Source organism: Bacteroides sp. AM07-18 (assembly GCF_003602695.1).
GTDB classification, from domain to species: Bacteria; Bacteroidota; Bacteroidia; order Bacteroidales; family Bacteroidaceae; genus Bacteroides; species Bacteroides uniformis.
This window is the reverse complement of record NZ_QTLM01000001.1, coordinates 480,687-497,062: the sequence shown is the minus strand read 5'-3', so window position 1 is coordinate 497,062 and position 16,376 is coordinate 480,687. Positions and strand designations below refer to the sequence as shown.

General features: G+C 46.9%; 14 protein-coding genes. 5 read left to right on the top strand and 9 right to left on the bottom strand.

The features are described from left to right. The first annotated feature begins 39 nt into the window (after positions 1-39). From DW096_RS02350 to DW096_RS02340, 3 genes are all read left to right on the top strand, one after another. A complete protein-coding gene (locus DW096_RS02350) occupies positions 40-1,326 on the top strand; it encodes an NAD(P)/FAD-dependent oxidoreductase (protein ID WP_008664590.1) in 1,287 nt (428 codons plus the stop codon). 56 nt (positions 1,327-1,382) lie between these two features. After that, entirely contained in the window at positions 1,383-1,820 is a 438-nt protein-coding gene (locus tag DW096_RS02345) for a DoxX family protein (RefSeq protein ID WP_008664591.1), read from the top strand. Positions 1,821-1,958: 138 nt separating this feature from the next. Beyond that, entirely contained in the window at positions 1,959-2,513 is a 555-nt protein-coding gene (locus DW096_RS02340; RefSeq protein WP_118930753.1) for a DUF3332 domain-containing protein, read from the top strand. 76 nt (positions 2,514-2,589) lie between these two features. Here the strand turns inward: DW096_RS02340 and DW096_RS02335 are convergent, their stop codons facing one another. Further along, positions 2,590-4,899 carry a BamA/TamA family outer membrane protein gene (locus DW096_RS02335; protein WP_005837118.1) on the bottom strand — a complete coding sequence of 770 codons (2,310 nt, stop codon included), beginning with the start codon at positions 4,897-4,899 and terminating at the stop codon, positions 2,590-2,592. A gap of 143 nt (positions 4,900-5,042) precedes the next feature. On the opposite strand from DW096_RS02335, the gene DW096_RS02330 reads away from it, so the two are divergent. Further along, complete coding sequence (locus tag DW096_RS02330) at positions 5,043-5,804, top strand: RNA methyltransferase (protein WP_008664596.1); 762 nt, start codon at positions 5,043-5,045, stop codon at positions 5,802-5,804. On the opposite strand, the gene DW096_RS02325 is transcribed toward DW096_RS02330, so the two are convergent. The 6 genes from DW096_RS02325 to DW096_RS02300 form a co-directional block, all read right to left on the bottom strand. Beyond that, complete coding sequence (locus DW096_RS02325) at positions 5,752-6,087, bottom strand: hypothetical protein (protein WP_005837115.1); 336 nt, start codon at positions 6,085-6,087, stop codon at positions 5,752-5,754. The genes DW096_RS02330 and DW096_RS02325 overlap by 53 nt on opposite strands. Next, positions 6,084-7,010 (bottom strand): DUF4296 domain-containing protein, encoded by a 927-nt coding sequence (locus tag DW096_RS02320; RefSeq protein ID WP_005825524.1) that lies wholly within the window; start codon positions 7,008-7,010, stop codon positions 6,084-6,086. The genes DW096_RS02325 and DW096_RS02320 overlap by 4 nt, the downstream gene beginning before the upstream one ends. Beyond that, entirely contained in the window at positions 7,007-7,639 is a 633-nt protein-coding gene (locus DW096_RS02315; protein WP_005825525.1) for a lipoprotein signal peptidase, read from the bottom strand. The genes DW096_RS02320 and DW096_RS02315 overlap by 4 nt, the downstream gene beginning before the upstream one ends. A gap of 2 nt (positions 7,640-7,641) precedes the next feature. Beyond that, positions 7,642-8,022 carry a TraR/DksA C4-type zinc finger protein gene (locus tag DW096_RS02310; RefSeq protein ID WP_004290962.1) on the bottom strand — a complete coding sequence of 127 codons (381 nt, stop codon included), beginning with the start codon at positions 8,020-8,022 and terminating at the stop codon, positions 7,642-7,644. Between the two features lie 33 nt (positions 8,023-8,055). Next, positions 8,056-11,544, bottom strand: a complete 3,489-nt coding sequence (gene ileS, locus DW096_RS02305; RefSeq protein ID WP_120028663.1) for an isoleucine--tRNA ligase — start codon at positions 11,542-11,544, stop codon at positions 8,056-8,058. A 492-nt stretch (positions 11,545-12,036) separates the two neighbouring features. Further along, positions 12,037-12,843, bottom strand: coding sequence for a hypothetical protein (locus tag DW096_RS02300; RefSeq protein ID WP_005825533.1), 807 nt, complete (start codon positions 12,841-12,843; stop codon positions 12,037-12,039). Positions 12,844-12,890: 47 nt separating this feature from the next. On the opposite strand from DW096_RS02300, the gene DW096_RS19650 reads away from it, so the two are divergent. Beyond that, entirely contained in the window at positions 12,891-13,019 is a 129-nt protein-coding gene (locus DW096_RS19650; protein ID WP_005837113.1) for a hypothetical protein, read from the top strand. Positions 13,020-13,060: 41 nt separating this feature from the next. Here the strand turns inward: DW096_RS19650 and DW096_RS02295 are convergent, their stop codons facing one another. Both DW096_RS02295 and xylE read right to left on the bottom strand, forming a co-directional pair. Then, positions 13,061-14,593 carry a carbon-nitrogen hydrolase family protein gene (locus DW096_RS02295; RefSeq protein WP_120028662.1) on the bottom strand — a complete coding sequence of 511 codons (1,533 nt, stop codon included), beginning with the start codon at positions 14,591-14,593 and terminating at the stop codon, positions 13,061-13,063. 192 nt (positions 14,594-14,785) lie between these two features. Next, complete coding sequence (gene xylE / locus DW096_RS02290; RefSeq protein ID WP_120028661.1) at positions 14,786-16,273, bottom strand: D-xylose transporter XylE; 1,488 nt, start codon at positions 16,271-16,273, stop codon at positions 14,786-14,788. Positions 16,274-16,376: the final 103 nt, after the last annotated feature.

Below are 16,376 nucleotides of genomic sequence, written 5' to 3'. Positions count from 1 at the left end.
GTTATTTTAATATTACAAAGAACAACATGATATTGAATTATGAAAACAGCAATGGACATTCCCGATAAAGAGGGACAGAAACGACTGGTAATCGTAGGCGGCGGCTTTGGCGGATTAAAGCTGGCACGAAAATTGAAAAGCAACAAGTTTCAGATAGTTTTACTGGATAAGAATAACCATCACATCTTCCAACCGTTACTCTATCAAGTGGCCACAGCAGGTATTGAACCGAGTGCCATATCATTCCCATACCGAAAAATCTTCAAAAAAAGAGAGCATTTCCATATACGTATTTGTGAAGCACAGCAAGTCTTCCCGGAACACAATCTGCTGGAGACTTCCATCGGCACGCTGGCATACGACTATTTGGTCATTGCCACCGGCTGCAACACAAATTATTTTGGAAACGACGGGCTGGAGAAACAGACCATGGCACTAAAGAATACTTCGGAAGCCTTGTTCAACCGAAACCAGATATTGGATAGTTTTGAACAAGCCCAGAACACCGGTAATAAAGAAGAGCGCAGGCGTCTGATGACCTTTGCCATTGTAGGCGGTGGAGCTACGGGAATAGAGTTGGCTGGTGCTTTGGCCGAGATGAGGAAGTTTGTCCTTCCTCAAGACTATCCGGACTTGAATATCAATGAGATGCGTATCATCTTGTTGGATGGCTCTTCCCGGCTCTTGTCTGCTTTTTCAGAAGAGTCTTCCAAAGAAGTGGCCGATTATCTGAAGAAGCGTGATGTGGAAATCAAATTGAACCAACGGGTGATGGGATACGAGAATTATCAATTGGCATTGAATGACGGGACTGCCATCGATACCAAAAATGTATTCTGGGTGGCCGGTGTCAAGGCAAACAGCCTTCAAGGATTGCCTGCCGATGCCTATGGACCGGGAAACCGCTTGAAGGTGGACACTTATAACCGTCTTTCTCAATATCCCAATATTTTCGCTATCGGGGATACGGCCCTTATGATTTCTGAGGAGTATCCCAAAGGACACCCGCAAGTGGTGCAACCAGCCATCCAGCAGGCCCGCAACTTGATAAGGAACTTGCAGCGTGCAGAAACAGGCCTGCCGTTGCAGCCGTTTATATATCAAAACAAAGGCTCCATGGCGACCATTGGCCGCAATCATGCCGTAGTCGAGCTTAAGAAACTGCGTTTTGGCGGTTTTCCGGCATGGGCTGTGTGGCTATTCATCCATTTGATGAGTATTGTGGGTGTAAAGAACCGTCTTTTCATCTTCGTAGACTGGATGTGGAGTTACTTTACCTATGACCCGTCTTTACGGATTATCATCAAACCCTTGAAGCGGGAGTAAACTTTTATTGAGTAATATTTGTTATAGTTCATATACGAACTTAAAAACGAATGAATATGTTAAAACGACTTTTATTTCCTGTCAAACCGGACGGAACGGCAACATCTGCTATACTATTGATTGCAAGAATTGTATTCGGTATATTATTAATGAACCACGGCATCCAGAAGTGGACTAACTTTCAAGAGCTGTCGGCTGTTTTCCCTGACCCGCTGGGTGTAGGCAGTCCGCTGTCTTTAGGACTGGCTATCTTTGGTGAATTGGCATGTTCCATGGCATTCATTATAGGCTTTCTCTATCGTTTGGCTATGATACCAATGGTGTTTACAATGGCTGTTGCCTTTTTTGTAATTCATGGTAATGACCCGTTTGCCACGAAAGAGTTGGCTTTTGTATATCTGGTAGTGTTCATATTGATGTATATCATAGGTCCGGGCAAGTTTGCCGTTGACCGCTGGATAAGAAAAGCTCTTTTCCAAAAGGCTCGTAAATAGACACTTCCGTTTTACTGAAAACAGATTTTAAGCTCAAATAGGATGTATTTTCGTAAAAAATCCTATATTTGCGGATGCTTAAAATAACTCGATGAGCTATAAAGCTAATTAAACACAGTAAAATAAAAAAGAGTGATTATGAAAAAGTTCAATTTGAAGATGGCTGCGACCGTAATGATTTGCGGCTCGTTTCTTTTCTGTTCTTGTATCGGTTCTTTTGGACTGCATAGTAAACTGGTCAGCTGGAATCAAGGTATTGGTACCAAGTTTGTAAACGAACTGGTTTATCTGGCATTCAATATTATCCCGGTATATGGCGTTTGCTATCTGGCCGATGCATTGGTCATCAACTCCATCGAATTCTGGAGTGGTTCAAACCCTATGGCCAGCATTGGTGATGTAAAGAAAGTGAAAGGCGAAAACGGTGACTACCTGGTAGAGACACTTGAAAACGGCTATTCTATCACCAAAGAAGGTGAGACTGCTTCTATGGAACTCATTTACAACAAAGAGTTGAATACTTGGAATGTTGTTGCCGATGGTGTCAGCACAGAATTGCTGCAAATGAACAATGACGGCACTGCACAAATGACCCTTCCGAACGGTGAGGAAATGACAGTGACGCTGGATGCCCAAGGTGTGGCAGCAGCACGTCAGGCGACGATGATTGGCACGTACTACGCTTTTAATTAATGGAAAATTGAAAATGGAAAGTGGCTGGTACATAGATGCCCAATAAGCATTTCTCACTTTCCATTTTCAACTTTCATTAGAACGGATATCCCACAGCAAAGTGGAAAGCAAAATCGCGGCTGAATTTAGGATGAATAATGGGATAACGGTCTTTTTTCTTTTCATAAGCCGGATTGATGGCCTTCATACCTCCGTCGAAACGCAATACAAAGAAATCCAGGTCAAGACGCAATCCCAAACCATATGCCACGGCAATCTGCTTATAGAACTTGTCAAATTTAAACTGACCTCCCGGCTGGTCTTTATAATCCCGTATTGTCCAGATATTCCCGGCATCTACAAAGAGGGCTCCTCTGAATTTCCAGAACAACCGTGTGCGGTATTCAATGCTGGCATCCAGCTTGATGTCTCCCGACTGGTTCATGAAGTTATTATCGCCGGGGAAAGAACCGGGCCCCAAATCACGTACAGACCATCCGCGCACACTGTTGGCGCCGCCGGAGAAGTAGCGCTTCTCAAATGGAAGCATTGTTGCATTGCCGTATGGAATGGCAATACCGGCACCAAAATGAAATGCCAATGAATTGCGGTTGTCAATGACCAGATTCTTGGCAAAGTCAAAATCGCCTTTCAGGTATTGGGCAAAAGGAATGTTCAACAAAGTGTATTCCCCCGATGCATTCTTTTTCATTCCTCCGAGCTTTGCCACAGCATACAACAAGTTACCCGCCGATTCAAAATTGAGGCGGATGGTATAGGAATTTCCGATACCGGAGTTATTCATCAATGCTCTTCCGGCACTGTTGTAGATATAGCTATAGCCGGTGCGGACAATAAAGCGGTCTTCATAATTGTATTTGAGGATGTAGTTCTCGTCTTTCTCCAGATAATCCTCTTTGAATGTCTGGTCTATGCTGGGCATATACAGATAGTTGATGTCCAGCAAATCAATGCGATGCTGCGAACGCTGTTGTTGTACCCCCCATTTGTAGCTCCATCCGGCAGATGCTACAATGCGCGTGAATTCGGGTCTCATCTGGTAGTTATATTGCAATCCGAATTCTGTAGTAGCCCTTATCCTCCGCTTGAAATCGCTGGATACAAAGGGAAACATAAACCGTGGGAAGTTGATGGTTGCTTCCGCACCTAATTCTATGTAGTCTTGATTCAAGGAGCTCTGCAAACCGGACACAGCCTCGTATGCCCCACGTAGTTTGAACATGAATGTTTCGGAACCTTTGAACATGTTGCGGTGCTGAAAAGCCACCGAAGCGGCAGCTCCCAGGTCGCCGGCAGAGTTTGTGCCTTCCACTTCAAAGGATACGGACTGATGCTTGCCTCTGGTCAGCATCACATAGGCGTTGAGCTTTGCACTGTCACTCTGTTGCACTTCAAAAAAACGGATATTGGTATATTTCAGGGCTTGCAGGCGTCCGTAGTTGGAGTAGGTACGCTGCACGTTCTGCTCGTTATAGAGAGTTCCCGGAGTGATGCGCAGATTGTTGGTCAGCACTTTGGGGCGCAGATAAAGCTTGTCTTTGTAGTAGATGGGAAAGCCTTTGTAATGCAATGAATCATTCACCTCGATGCTGTTCTGGGTGGATGCCTGCAACACATTATAATCGGTAATGAAACTCACTTTATTGATAGTGTATTGCCGGTGATTCTGCGGCGTATCCTCGTTATGCTGTCTGTATGGAGCCAAATGCAGTGTCAAATCTACCAGATAAGAATTACGGACAGTATCCGCAGTATAGGATATGTACTCTTTATTGAACTTGTAATATCCATTCTGAAGCAGTTTGTTTGTGATGCGCTGGCGTTCTGCATCCAGTACATTGACATCAAAATACATGCCTTCGGATAATAAGGTTACTGCGGAATCCTGCCGCATGTATTCCTTTATTTTACTGTCCTGGATATCATATTTCAAGGTACGAACTTTATAGGGCTTGCCGGTTGTCACTTTATAGACCAACTTCATCTTTTTCTTCTTGACTTGGCGTACCGGTTCCACCAGGGCGCCCATATAGCCCATATTCTGCACAGCCTTAGTGATTTCTTCCCTGGTCCGGTTGGTTTCCTCCTCACTGTATATGACCGGGGCATCACCTAATTTCCTCAATGTACGGTTTATCCAGCGTGTAGAGTCCCGTCCGGACCAGTTGTAGACATACAACTGGGTCTTTATCAGGCTGAACCACTTCGCATTGGGATTCTGGCGGATGTACATGGAGAGATTGGATGGTTTTACTTCCTTATTATCAGTATGTATGCGCACTTCATCCAGCAAATACGAGCCGTCCGGCACATATTTGGTAGAAGAACAGGAAGCCAACAAAAGTACGATAGTAGTAAGTATCGCGTAGCGGAAACCTTTATTCATACCGAGTCATTAATTGCGCATAAACAGCTACAAATATACTTGTATTTTTTTGTTCCCGAAATAAAAAACGCCGGAAGAGTGCAGAGTTTTTGATTATATTGAAATAATCACGTATTTTTGTCAAATGATAACATGTGTGTCCTATGGCATTAAGTAAAAATCGCATTAAATATATCCACTCGTTGGAGCAGAAAAAGAACCGGAAGGCCGACAAGGTATTTCTGGCAGAAGGACCTAAACTCGTAGGGGATTTGTTGGGACATTTTCCTTGTCAGTTCTTGCTGGCAACTTCAGAATGGCTTTCCCGGAACCGCCCTCTCTCCACCGTAACGGATGTCACGGAAGTATCGGAGGAGGAACTTTCGCGTGCCAGCCTGCTGAAAACTCCCCAACAAGTGCTGGCTGTGTTCCGGCAGCCGGATGAGGAGACGGATATTTCCGTCATCAGCCACTCCCTCTGTCTGGCTTTGGATGATGTGCAAGACCCCGGTAACCTGGGAACGATTGTCCGCCTTGCTGATTGGTTTGGGATAGAGCATATTTTCTGTTCGCCCAACACGGTGGATATCTATAATCCCAAAACTGTGCAGGCCACGATGGGAGGTATCGCACGCGTCAGACTGCATTATACTCCCCTACCCGAGTTCATCCGCTCACTGAAGGATATTCCCGTTTACGGCACTTTCCTGGACGGAGAGAATATGTACGGACAACCGCTTTCGAAAAATGGGCTGATTGTGATGGGTAATGAAGGAAATGGCATCGGAAAAGAAGTGGAGGCACTCATCAACCGCAAACTATACATACCGAATTATCCCGCCAGCCGTGAGACCTCGGAGTCATTGAACGTGGCTATTGCCACAGCAGTAGTTTGCGCTGAGTTCCGGCGCCAGGCTGCATTGTAGTAAAATCAAAAGGAAAAAACAACCAGGGAATCAAATAAGGCAATTCTTCCTCGATAACCGGAGGGATTGCCGTCAGTATATTGCAGCACGTATCAAAATGAGGATAGTCTGTTTCCACCTCCGTAAGCAAAGCTATGACTCCCGGTAGCCATTCCGTATTCTCCACCTCTTCTGTCAATGGGAAGATACGTGATACACATTGTCCTTCACCTATCTCCACCACATATTGTTTCAGATAGCCATGCCCGGGAAGAAACAGAAAATGGGAAGCGTAGCGTTTCATGCTTTCGGACGGGGACGTATGGTTCTGGGAGTCGTGGTATTTTCCTGCTCCTGAATTTCCAGAGGTTTCAATTTCTCAGGTTTTCCGATACTGTCTTTGCGAAGGGAGTCTGTCGCCTGCTGAAGGCTGTCCTTTGGGGCAATGACCAAGCTGTCCGTGGCGTGATAGCGCATCAGTGAGATACGGTCTGCCAGCAAAGGCTGTGGAGTCTCCTGCTGCGGATAATAGATGAACCCGCGTATTTCCTTGATTTCTCCTAAAGTATCGGCAAACAAGGTGAGCGTTTCCACACCTGTGTCTTGTACTTTCCGAATGGCACTGATGACACTGTCATTCTTTTCGTAAAGAATCTGCATCGCCATCAACGGAGCATGTATGCTGTCCGGTGCACCGTTGTGGAAACGGAAGCGCACGCTCCAGCGCAGCGTGTCACGGTCGTGGAAATTGGTGTCTGATGGCAACGTAAACGTTATCTTGTTGTCCAGGGGCATACCCGTCAACTGATAGATATGCTGCCATATCCACACGTCGATACTGTCTCCGGGAAGTGATTCTTTCGGCTTGTTGTCACGCAGGGCAATCAAGTGGTTGATACCGTCTCTCTCGGCTTTCAACCGTACATTCACTTTCTCGTAGATTTTGGTAAGTACTTCCGGGTTACGGGCAAACCAGACCATAGAAGAGTCAAAATCGGCCTGAGTAATGCCATATTTCTTGAAAACCGATTCAATGTATAGCACCCGCTTATAACTTTCGTTATACGGCACTTCTTCACCCATAGCTTTGGCTATGTGATAATCATAAAGCACGTTTTCCATCTTGGCATCCGGAAGGACGGTTTCAGGTCTTTTCACCTTACAAGCCGTCAGACTGAACACCAGAAGGACTACGCTACACCATTGAATTCGATTTATTCCTTTCATGATTTCTTTATGGCAGCATGATAGGCATCATTGAAGTCCTTGCCGTAGAACAACAGCAAAGCAATGATACCGCAACTGATTGCTGCATCCGCAAAATTGAATATCGGGCTGAAGAAAATGAAATGTTCTCCACCGACAAACGGCATCCATGCGGGCCAGTTTGTATCAATGATGGGGAAATAGAACATATCCACCACCTTGCCATGGAACCACGGGGCATATCCCCCTCCTTCAGGCATGAAGGAGGCTATCTGCGAATGGGTGCTTTCGTTGAACAGCACGCCATAGAACACACTGTCGACAATGTTTCCCAAGGCTCCCGTCAAGACCAAAGACACACAGATGATAAATCCGGTCTTCATGCCTTGCTTCACGAACTTGTACAGAAACCAGCCAATGACCGTGACTGCAGCAATGCGGAACAAGGTCAGGAACAGTTTGGCGAATATTTCCATACCGAAAGCCATACCACTATTCTCGGTAAAGTATATATAGAACCAATCCGTAATCCGGATACTCTCATGCCAGTACATGTGGGTCTTTATCCAAATCTTGATAATTTGGTCTATAACCAATACCGAAAATATGATAAGGCAGGCTATCCGGCCCTTCGTAAAGAATTTACCCATTTTTATTTCTTGCCGTTGTTTTTAGCTTCGATGCTCAAAGTGGCATGGGGCACTGCACGAAGGCGCTCTGCCGGTATCAGTTTGCCGGTTTCGCGGCAAATGCCATATGTTTTGTTCTCAATGCGCACCAAAGCAGCCTGCAATCCTTGGATGAACTTCAACTGGCGTTGGGCCAGACGTGTGGTTTCTTCCTTGGATAAGGTGTTGGCACCTTCTTCCAGTACTTTGTACGTAGGAGATGTATCGTCGGTGTCATTACCGTCTGCACCCGTCAGGCTGGCCTTTAACAGTTCATAGTCACGTTGTGCCAACTCTAACTTCTCCATAATGATAGCGCGGAATTCTTCCAATTCAGCATCTGAGTATCTTGTCTTTTCTGCCATAACTTTTACGTGTTAATCAGGGTTAGTATTTAATTATTCTTTCACTACGCTCACGTACAGCGAGAAATCGTCGAAGTTCAGTTCTGTACCATTTTCTACGTTGTCTGCCAGCGTCAGTGAAGTTCCTAAAACTTGGTTGCGAATATAGTCATTATATTCATTTACCGCATCATCTGTTTGAGGATTTTTTGATAATGTAATCTTTATTTTATCTGTTATCTCAAAACCGCTCGACTTGCGGATATTCTGAATGCGGTTTACCAGCTCGCGTGCAATACCCTCACGGCGCAACTCTTCGGTAACGGTAACTTCCAGAGCCACGGTCAGTTTGCCCTCGTTGGCAACCAGCCATCCCGGAATATCCTCACTGAAGATTTCCACATCTGCCGTTTCAATCACGGCTTCTGCACCGTCCAGATTGAACGTATAAGAGCCTTTCTTCTCCAGCTCGGCAATGGCTTCCTGGGACATTTCCGCCACAGCAGCAGCCACGGCTTTCATCTGCTTACCGAATTTCGGTCCCAGCTTCTTGAAGTCGCATTTCACTTTCTTTACCAGTACACCGGCAGCACCGTCCACAAACTGGATTTCTTTTACATTCACCTCGTTCATGATAAGTGCTTTCACAGCCTCGATGTGTGCACGCTGTTCTTCATCCACTACCGGTATCATGATGCACTGAAGCGGTTGGCGGACTTTGATGTTCACCTTGCGGCGCAATGCCAATACCATGGAAGTGACGTCTTGTGCCATCTGCATGCGGACTTCCAATTCCTTGTCTATCATTTCCTCCTTATATTCGGGGAACTTGGCAAGGTGTACGGAAACCACATTGTCGCGTCCCGTAGCTGCAATCAGGTCGGAATAGAGCATATCAGCATAGAACGGAGCGATGGGTGCCATCAGCTTAGCCACGGTTTCGAGGCATGTATAGAGTGTCTGGAATGCAGAGAGCTTGTCCTGCGTCATACCACCGCCCCAGAAACGTTTGCGGTTCAGGCGGACATACCAGTTGGAGAGGTTGTCGTTCACGAATTCGGAAATGAGACGTCCTGCTTTCGTGGGCTCGTATTCATTGTAGCAGGTATCCACGTTCTTCACCAACGTATTCAGTACAGAGAGAATCCAACGGTCTATCTCAGGGCGTTCTGCCATGGGCACATCGGCTTCTTTGTAGTCAAATTCGTCTACATTGGCATAGAGGGCGAAGAATGAATAGGTGTTATAGAGTGTTCCGAAGAACTTGCGGCGCACCTCTTCCACTCCATCCACGTCGAACTTAAGATTGTCCCACGGAGAAGAGTTGGTGATCATGTACCAGCGCAACGGGTCGGACCCGTATTTCTCGATGGTCGAGAAGGGGTCTACGGCATTGCCCAGACGCTTGGACATCTTGTTACCATTTTTGTCGAGCACCAAGCCGTTGGAAATGACAGCCTTATAAGAAATACTGTCGAACACCATTGTAGCGATGGCGTGCAACGTGAAGAACCAACCGCGTGTCTGGTCCACCCCTTCGGCGATGAAATCGGCAGGATATACCTGGTGGCTATCCAGCAGTTCCTTATTCTCGAACGGATAGTGTATCTGTGCATAAGGCATGGCACCGGAATCGAACCAAACGTCAATCAAGTCCGTTTCGCGTTTCATCGGCTTGCCGTCTTTAGAAACAAGGATGACATCGTCCACGTAAGGACGGTGCAAGTCTATCTTGTCGTAATTCTCTTTGGTATATACACCCGGCTGGAAGCCCTTCTCCTTGTAAGGGTTGGACTGCATCAGGCCGGCAGCCACGGATTTCTCTATTTCGTTGTAGAGCTCTTCTACAGACTCGATACATTTTTCCTCGCTATTGTCCTCCGTGCGCCAGATGGGCAGCGGAGTACCCCAATAGCGCGAACGGCTGAGGTTCCAGTCATTCAGGTTTTCCAGCCACTTGCCAAAACGTCCCGTACCGGTGCTTTCCGGCTTCCAGTTGATGGTCTTGTTCAACTCTATCATACGTTCCTTGCAAGCGGTGCTGCGGATGAACCAGCTATCCAGCGGATAGTACAATACGGGTTTGTCCGTACGCCAGCAGTGCGGATAGTTGTGTACATGCTTTTCTATCTTGAATGCCTGGCGGGCGGCTTTCATCATCATGCAGATTTCAATATCCAGCGATTCGGCAGCTTGTGCGACTTGTTCGTCGTACTTGCCGTCTACAGTGAATTGGGGGTCGTAGGCATTCTTCACCCACTTGCCCTGATAGTCCTTATAGAGGTCTACGTTGACACATGCCTTTACGAAATCCTCGTCCAGTTCGTCAATCAAGAAGAACTTACCGGTGAGGTCTACCATCGGGCGGGTCTCACCCTTCTTGTTTATCATGAACAAGGACGGTATACCTGCAGCGCGTGCCACAAAAGCATCGTCCGCACCAAAGGTCGGGGCAATGTGTACGATACCCGTACCGTCTTCAGTCGTCACATAGTCACCAGAAATTACACGGAAACCTTTGTCGCTGGGAGTCCAGCTACCGTCTTCGGCAACGTCTATCGGTTTCACCCAAGGGATGAGCTGTTCGTACTCCATACCTACCAAATCGGGGCCTTTGTACTCACCTACTATCTTGAAAGGTATCAGCTTATCACCCGGCTTATAATCCTCTAATGCAATGCCTTCCGCTTTTTTGTTGAAGTGAGTGTAGAGCAGTGCTTTTGCCAAGACAACAGTCATCTTCTCACCGCTATATCCGTTGTAAGTCTGTACGGCCACGTAGTCTATCTTGGGACCGACGCAGAGCGCAGTGTTGCTGGGCAACGTCCACGGAGTAGTGGTCCATGCCAGGAAGTAAGGAGTTCCCCACTCTGCCATTTCCGGTTTCGGATGCTTCATCTTGAACTGTGCCACCATGGTCGTGTCTTTTACGTCACGGTAACATCCGGGCTGGTTCAACTCGTGCGAGCTGAGTCCGGTTCCGGCAGCAGGAGAATAAGGTTGTATGGTATACCCTTTATAAAGGAGTCCTTTCTTATAGAGCTGTTTCAGCAGCCACCACAAGGTTTCGATGTAGCGGTTGTCGTAGGTGATATACGGGTCCGTCATGTCCACCCAGTAGCCCATCTTGTGCGTCAAGTCTTCCCATTCCTTGGTGAACTTCATGACGTCCTTGCGGCAGGCAGCATTGTATTCTGCTACGGAAATAGTCTTGCCAATATCCTCTTTCGTAATGCCGAGTACTTTTTCCACACCCAGTTCCACGGGCAGTCCATGAGTATCCCATCCGGCCTTACGCTTTACTTGGAACCCCTTCATCGTTTTGTAACGGCAGAAAATGTCCTTAATGGAGCGAGCCATTACGTGGTGAATGCCCGGCATACCATTGGCCGAGGGAGGTCCTTCGAAAAATACGAAAGAAGGACAACCTTCACGTTCTGTCATACTCTTGGCGAAAACCTGGTTTTCGTCCCATTTCTTCAACACTTTTCCGTTCACTTCGGAAAGGTCGAGCTTCGAATATTCGGCAAACTTCTTACCCATCTTGATATTTACTATTTGACAATTTACAATTTACGATTGAAGATACTCTTGATAGGCATTTGGTACGTCAAAAGCTACCTTCTCCATTTTAAGGGTGCAAATTTACAAAAAACTTAAATACAAGAGACTTTTTAAGAACAAAAAAATATGCAGGTACGATTTTAAAAAATATTCGCTCACTCAACACTGTCCCTCTTTTCTCTTTTCCCGAATTAGTACATAGAAGTGCATCTGTAGATGTCGTTTGGGGCAATGCAGGGTTCCCTAAGCAAAAAACGACAAAAAACGCAGAATTTGCCAAAACTTACCCCCTGAAAACTACGTTGAAAACAACAAATGAGAGGGCTATTTTGCTGAGTTCAACAAATGGTATGTAGAATTCTGCGAATGCTATTGCCGCAATCAGCAATAAGCGTGCAGAGAACAGCATGGGAAAGAATAATAAAGTATTATATTAAAAGAAATAATAACAGCATCATCAGCGGATAGACTTCAACTGTTGCTGCTGTAACTATAATGCAAGGTGAAATAATTAAGGTAATGATTCACCACTCCGAAACAATCCGATGTCTCATCGAAAGAGAGAAAGTAATACATCAGGTTTTCGGGTTCTTTCTTTTGGGTCAGGATTTCGTCCACATAGGCAAGAAAGGCGTTTTTGATGCTGTTATCGTTGTAGTAGTCTGCCAACTTTGCCAGTTTACGTTCTATGGGTTTGTTATGCTGCAATTGCATGGCAGATTTCGAGCGTTCAGGCTTCACATCTCCGGTCAGTCCCCCATCATTATAGTATTGGCGGCGCTCGTCATAGACTTGGCTCAGCAGTTGATAGATTCGGGCGGCAGCCTCGTGATTTATGGCGGAGGCAGGCTTCAGTTGTTCTTCCTTGCTCTTCTTCTGCATAGTGGCGTGGTAGGCAAAGTAGAGGATGAAGTCACGGAAGAGCGTGGTTTGGGGCATGATGATTTCTACCAGGACATCCACGTCGGCAAGTACACTGAAGTCCACGGAGTAATAGCGGACACGTCCACGGGTGACGGAATTGACCTTTATGTCGGTTTTCAAGAAGCCCAAGGCCGAGAATTGCTTAATGATGACTTCCTGCCGGGTACGGCGGATACGGGTTTCTTCCTCTACACGCGCCTGGGAGTAATGGAAAGGCTTGTATTTAAAAGAAATCTGTTTTACTGTAAGCCAGTCGAACAGAATCAGCTCGTCGGGAGCCAGACGGTAGTTAAGTAATCGCAACACATTGATGCAGAGAGGTATTTCGGGAGCAGAGAGAGCTTTCTTGGCCATTGTTTCTGTTTTTTAAAATAAAAGTTTTGTAAAGATACGGATAAACTATGGAATTACCATCCGAAATGCCATACTTCATCGTCCCGGATGCCACACTTCAGCAGCTGAAATGCCACACTCCGTTGTCCGAAACCTATGGCATTCCGGACGATGAAGTGTGGCATTTCGGAGAATAAGGTGTGGCATTGGAGGCAACCGAGTGTGGCATTCGGGAAAGTCATCTTTTCATCTTCACCTCGTACAAATCGCCTCTCCGGTCTTTCAGGTTGCGTACACTGCCGTAGGTATGCAGTTCATTCAGCAAGTCCAGATCCACATCCGACACAAGAATCATTTCGGTATTCGGAGTGGCTTCCGCACGCTTGCCGTCTGTGGGGAAAGCGAAGTCGCAGGGAGTGAACACGCCGGACTGGGCATACTGGATGTCCATGTTGTGCACGCGGGGAAGATTGCCCACGCTGCCGGCTATCACGACGAAGCACTCGTTCTCGATGGCACGGGCATGGGCGCACACCTTTACGCGGCTGTAGGCATTCTGTGTATCGGTAAGGAAAGGCACAAAGAGTATCTGCATGCCTTGGTCTGCCATGATGCGGCTCAGTTCGGGGAACTCTACATCATAGCATATCAGCACGCCTATCTTCGCACAGTCCGTATCGAACGTCCGGATGGACTTGCCTCCGCTCAATCCCCAAGACTTTATTTCGTCGGGAGTGACGTGTATCTTCTCATACATTTCATAGCTTCCGTCACGCCGGCAGAGGAATCCTACGTTGTATAGCAATCCGTCCTCCTTGATAAGCGGCATACTGCCCGTAATGATGTTGATGTTGTAACTGATGGCGAGCTTGATGAAACGCTCCCTGATTTCCTCGGTATAGGCCGCCAGCCCGCGGATGGCCTGCGACTCGCCCTCGTTGTTGAATTTTGCCATCAGCGGCGCGTTGAAGTATTCGGGGAAAAGGATAAAATCACTCTTGTAGTCGCTCACGGCATCCACAAAGAACTCCACTTGCTCAAAGAGGTCATCCAGTGTCTTGTAGGTACGCATCTGCCATTGCACCAGGCCTACGCGGACGGTGGTTTTGGGGCTTACATAGTCTTGTGTGGGAGCCTGATAGTAGATGTTGTCCCATTGCAGCAGGCAGGCATAGTGCTTGGATTCCTCGTCATTGGGAAGGTAGTTGCGCATCACCTTGCGCACGTGGAAGTCGTTGGAGAGCTGAAAGGTCAGCACCGGGTCGAAGATTTCCTTTTGCTTCACCTTGTCTATGTACTCCTTGGGGCGGATTTGGTCAGCATATCTATAGTAGTTGGGGATACGTCCGCCAAACATGATTGCCTTCAGGTTCAATGTCTCGCAAAGTTCCTTGCGGTATTCGTACATGCGGCGTGCCAGACGCAGGCCGCGGTATTGGGGATGGATAAAGACTTCGATGCCATAAAGTATGTTGCCTTTCGGATTGTGGGTATTGAAAGTCTCCTTGCCCGTAACCTGGGCGTAGGTGTGGTCGTTCTTCACATCATCGTAGTTCACTATGATGGAAAGCGCACAGCCCACGATTTTCTCGTCAACCACCGTCACAATCTGCCCCTCGGGGAAGATTCGTATCAGTTTTTCTATTTGTTTGTGTGTCCAGAACACATCGCTTCCGTCTGAATAAACGCGTGTAAACGATTGTGCCAACTGGTCATAATCTTCAATCTGCAGATTGCGTATCTGTACCTTATTGATTTTCATTGAATCCATAACTTTCTTGCTATTCCTGATTAAAAACAGTGCAAAGGTACGGTTTATCCTTACATGTTATCTTCCCCTCCGAAGATTTTTCTTTCCCATCTTGAACGGATAAGGGAAAAGATACGGAATTGATAACAAAAAGAGGAGGCATTCATCAGGCCTCCTCTTTCCCGTCTTATATGGACAGTTTCAATGACGGTCTTATCTATTGTTTCTTCTATTCTTCCACAGCTTGGTCATGTCTTCCAGTGTCTTGCCTTTCGTTTCGGGAACAAGCTTCCAGACAAACAGGGCAGCCACCACACAGATGATTCCGTATAAGCCATAAGCAAACATGTGCCCGAACTTGTCTCCCATATCTCCCAGGCTCATATTGTACATAGGCACGAAGGTGGAAGATACGATGAAGTTGAATATCCATTGGAAGGCCACGGCAATGGCTACTGCAGCGCCACGAATGGTATTCGGGAAGATTTCGGCAATCAGTACCCAGCAGATGGGGCCCCAGCTGAACATGAACGAAGCACTGTAGACCATGATGCTGACAACAGCCAACATGGGAGGAAGCCCTGCCACCACATTGCAGAGAGCTACTCCGAAAGCACCTATCGCCATGCCGACAGACCCCGAGATGAGCAGCGGCTTGCGTCCCCATTTCTCGACTGTAAAGACAGCCAGCAACGTGAACAGTATATTGATGATACCCATGATGACGGTCTGCACCATCGGGTTGCCCATACCCATCGTTTCGAAGATGCGCGGTGCGAAATAGAGTACGGCATTGATGCCTACCGCCTGCTGGAATACGCTCAGCATGATACCGATGAAGATAACCATCCAGCCATAAGTGAAAAGCTTTTCCGTCTTTTCCTCTGCCGTAGCCTTGATTTGAGACAGAATGACCTTTGCCTGGGCCAATCCGTTGATACGGCTCAACACCTGGAGTGCCTTTTCATCCTTGCCGCTCATGGCAAGATAGCGCGGCGTTTCGGGAACAAACAGTACAAGCAACGCAAAGATTCCCGCAGGAACGGCTTCGCTGACAAACATCAGACGCCATCCTGTCTCTGTGACCCATGCTGCCGCTTCGGGATTCAGAATCTGGTTGATTCCTTCAATGGCCTTTATCACCGGATTTGAATTCTCGCCCAGAATCAGGAAGTTGACGAAGTAAACCACCAACTGGCCGAAGATGATGGCAAACTGATTCCATGATACCAGAGTCCCGCGAATGTTGCTCGGTGCAATCTCCGCAATGTACATCGGGCAGATGGCCGATGCCAAACCTACGCCGATTCCTCCCAATACACGGTAGAAATTGAATGCTACAAGCAGTGAATAGGAAGGGACACCGTAATCAAAGAAAATAAATTCCGGATTGTAAGAGCCCAATGCCGACAGAAAGAACAGGACACCGGCTATGAAAAGAGAATTCTTGCGCCCCAGATTGGATGCGAAGAACCCCGAAAGAGCACTACCGATGATACATCCGATAAGTGCGCTGGAAGAAGTGATGCCGTGAATCGCGTCTGTGTAGACAAAATCGGAAGCACCCATAAAGAATGCCTGGAGCCCTTTGTCGGCTCCGGATATGACTGCTGTATCGTAACCGAAAAGCAACCCTCCGATTACGGCTACAAGCACAATGGAAAAGAGGTAGAGTTTACTGCCTTTTTCTGTATAATTCATGATGATTTGATTTAATGGATAATGGAAAATGAAGAACGGATAATTAGGATAATCGACAGTCCGGCATACGTCACCGCATGGCAACTGTCAATTATCCATTATC

Bases quoted from the DNA above. Each gene is read 5' to 3' on its own strand.
- DW096_RS02350 (WP_008664590.1), top strand. From the start codon at position 40: ATGAAAACAGCAATGGACATTCCCGATAAAGAGGGACAGAAACGACTG.
- DW096_RS02345 (WP_008664591.1), top strand. From the start codon at position 1,383: ATGTTAAAACGACTTTTATTTCCTGTCAAACCGGACGGAACGGCAACA.
- DW096_RS02340 (WP_118930753.1), top strand. From the start codon at position 1,959: ATGAAAAAGTTCAATTTGAAGATGGCTGCGACCGTAATGATTTGCGGC.
- DW096_RS02335 (WP_005837118.1), bottom strand. From the start codon at position 4,899: ATGAATAAAGGTTTCCGCTACGCGATACTTACTACTATCGTACTTTTG.
- DW096_RS02330 (WP_008664596.1), top strand. From the start codon at position 5,043: ATGGCATTAAGTAAAAATCGCATTAAATATATCCACTCGTTGGAGCAG.
- DW096_RS02325 (WP_005837115.1), bottom strand. From the start codon at position 6,087: ATGAAACGCTACGCTTCCCATTTTCTGTTTCTTCCCGGGCATGGCTAT.
- DW096_RS02320 (WP_005825524.1), bottom strand. From the start codon at position 7,010: ATGAAAGGAATAAATCGAATTCAATGGTGTAGCGTAGTCCTTCTGGTG.
- DW096_RS02315 (WP_005825525.1), bottom strand. From the start codon at position 7,639: ATGGGTAAATTCTTTACGAAGGGCCGGATAGCCTGCCTTATCATATTT.
- DW096_RS02310 (WP_004290962.1), bottom strand. From the start codon at position 8,022: ATGGCAGAAAAGACAAGATACTCAGATGCTGAATTGGAAGAATTCCGC.
- ileS (WP_120028663.1), bottom strand. From the start codon at position 11,544: ATGGGTAAGAAGTTTGCCGAATATTCGAAGCTCGACCTTTCCGAAGTG.
- DW096_RS02300 (WP_005825533.1), bottom strand. From the start codon at position 12,843: ATGGCCAAGAAAGCTCTCTCTGCTCCCGAAATACCTCTCTGCATCAAT.
- DW096_RS19650 (WP_005837113.1), top strand. From the start codon at position 12,891: ATGGAATTACCATCCGAAATGCCATACTTCATCGTCCCGGATGCCACA.
- DW096_RS02295 (WP_120028662.1), bottom strand. From the start codon at position 14,593: ATGGATTCAATGAAAATCAATAAGGTACAGATACGCAATCTGCAGATT.
- xylE (WP_120028661.1), bottom strand. From the start codon at position 16,273: ATGAATTATACAGAAAAAGGCAGTAAACTCTACCTCTTTTCCATTGTG.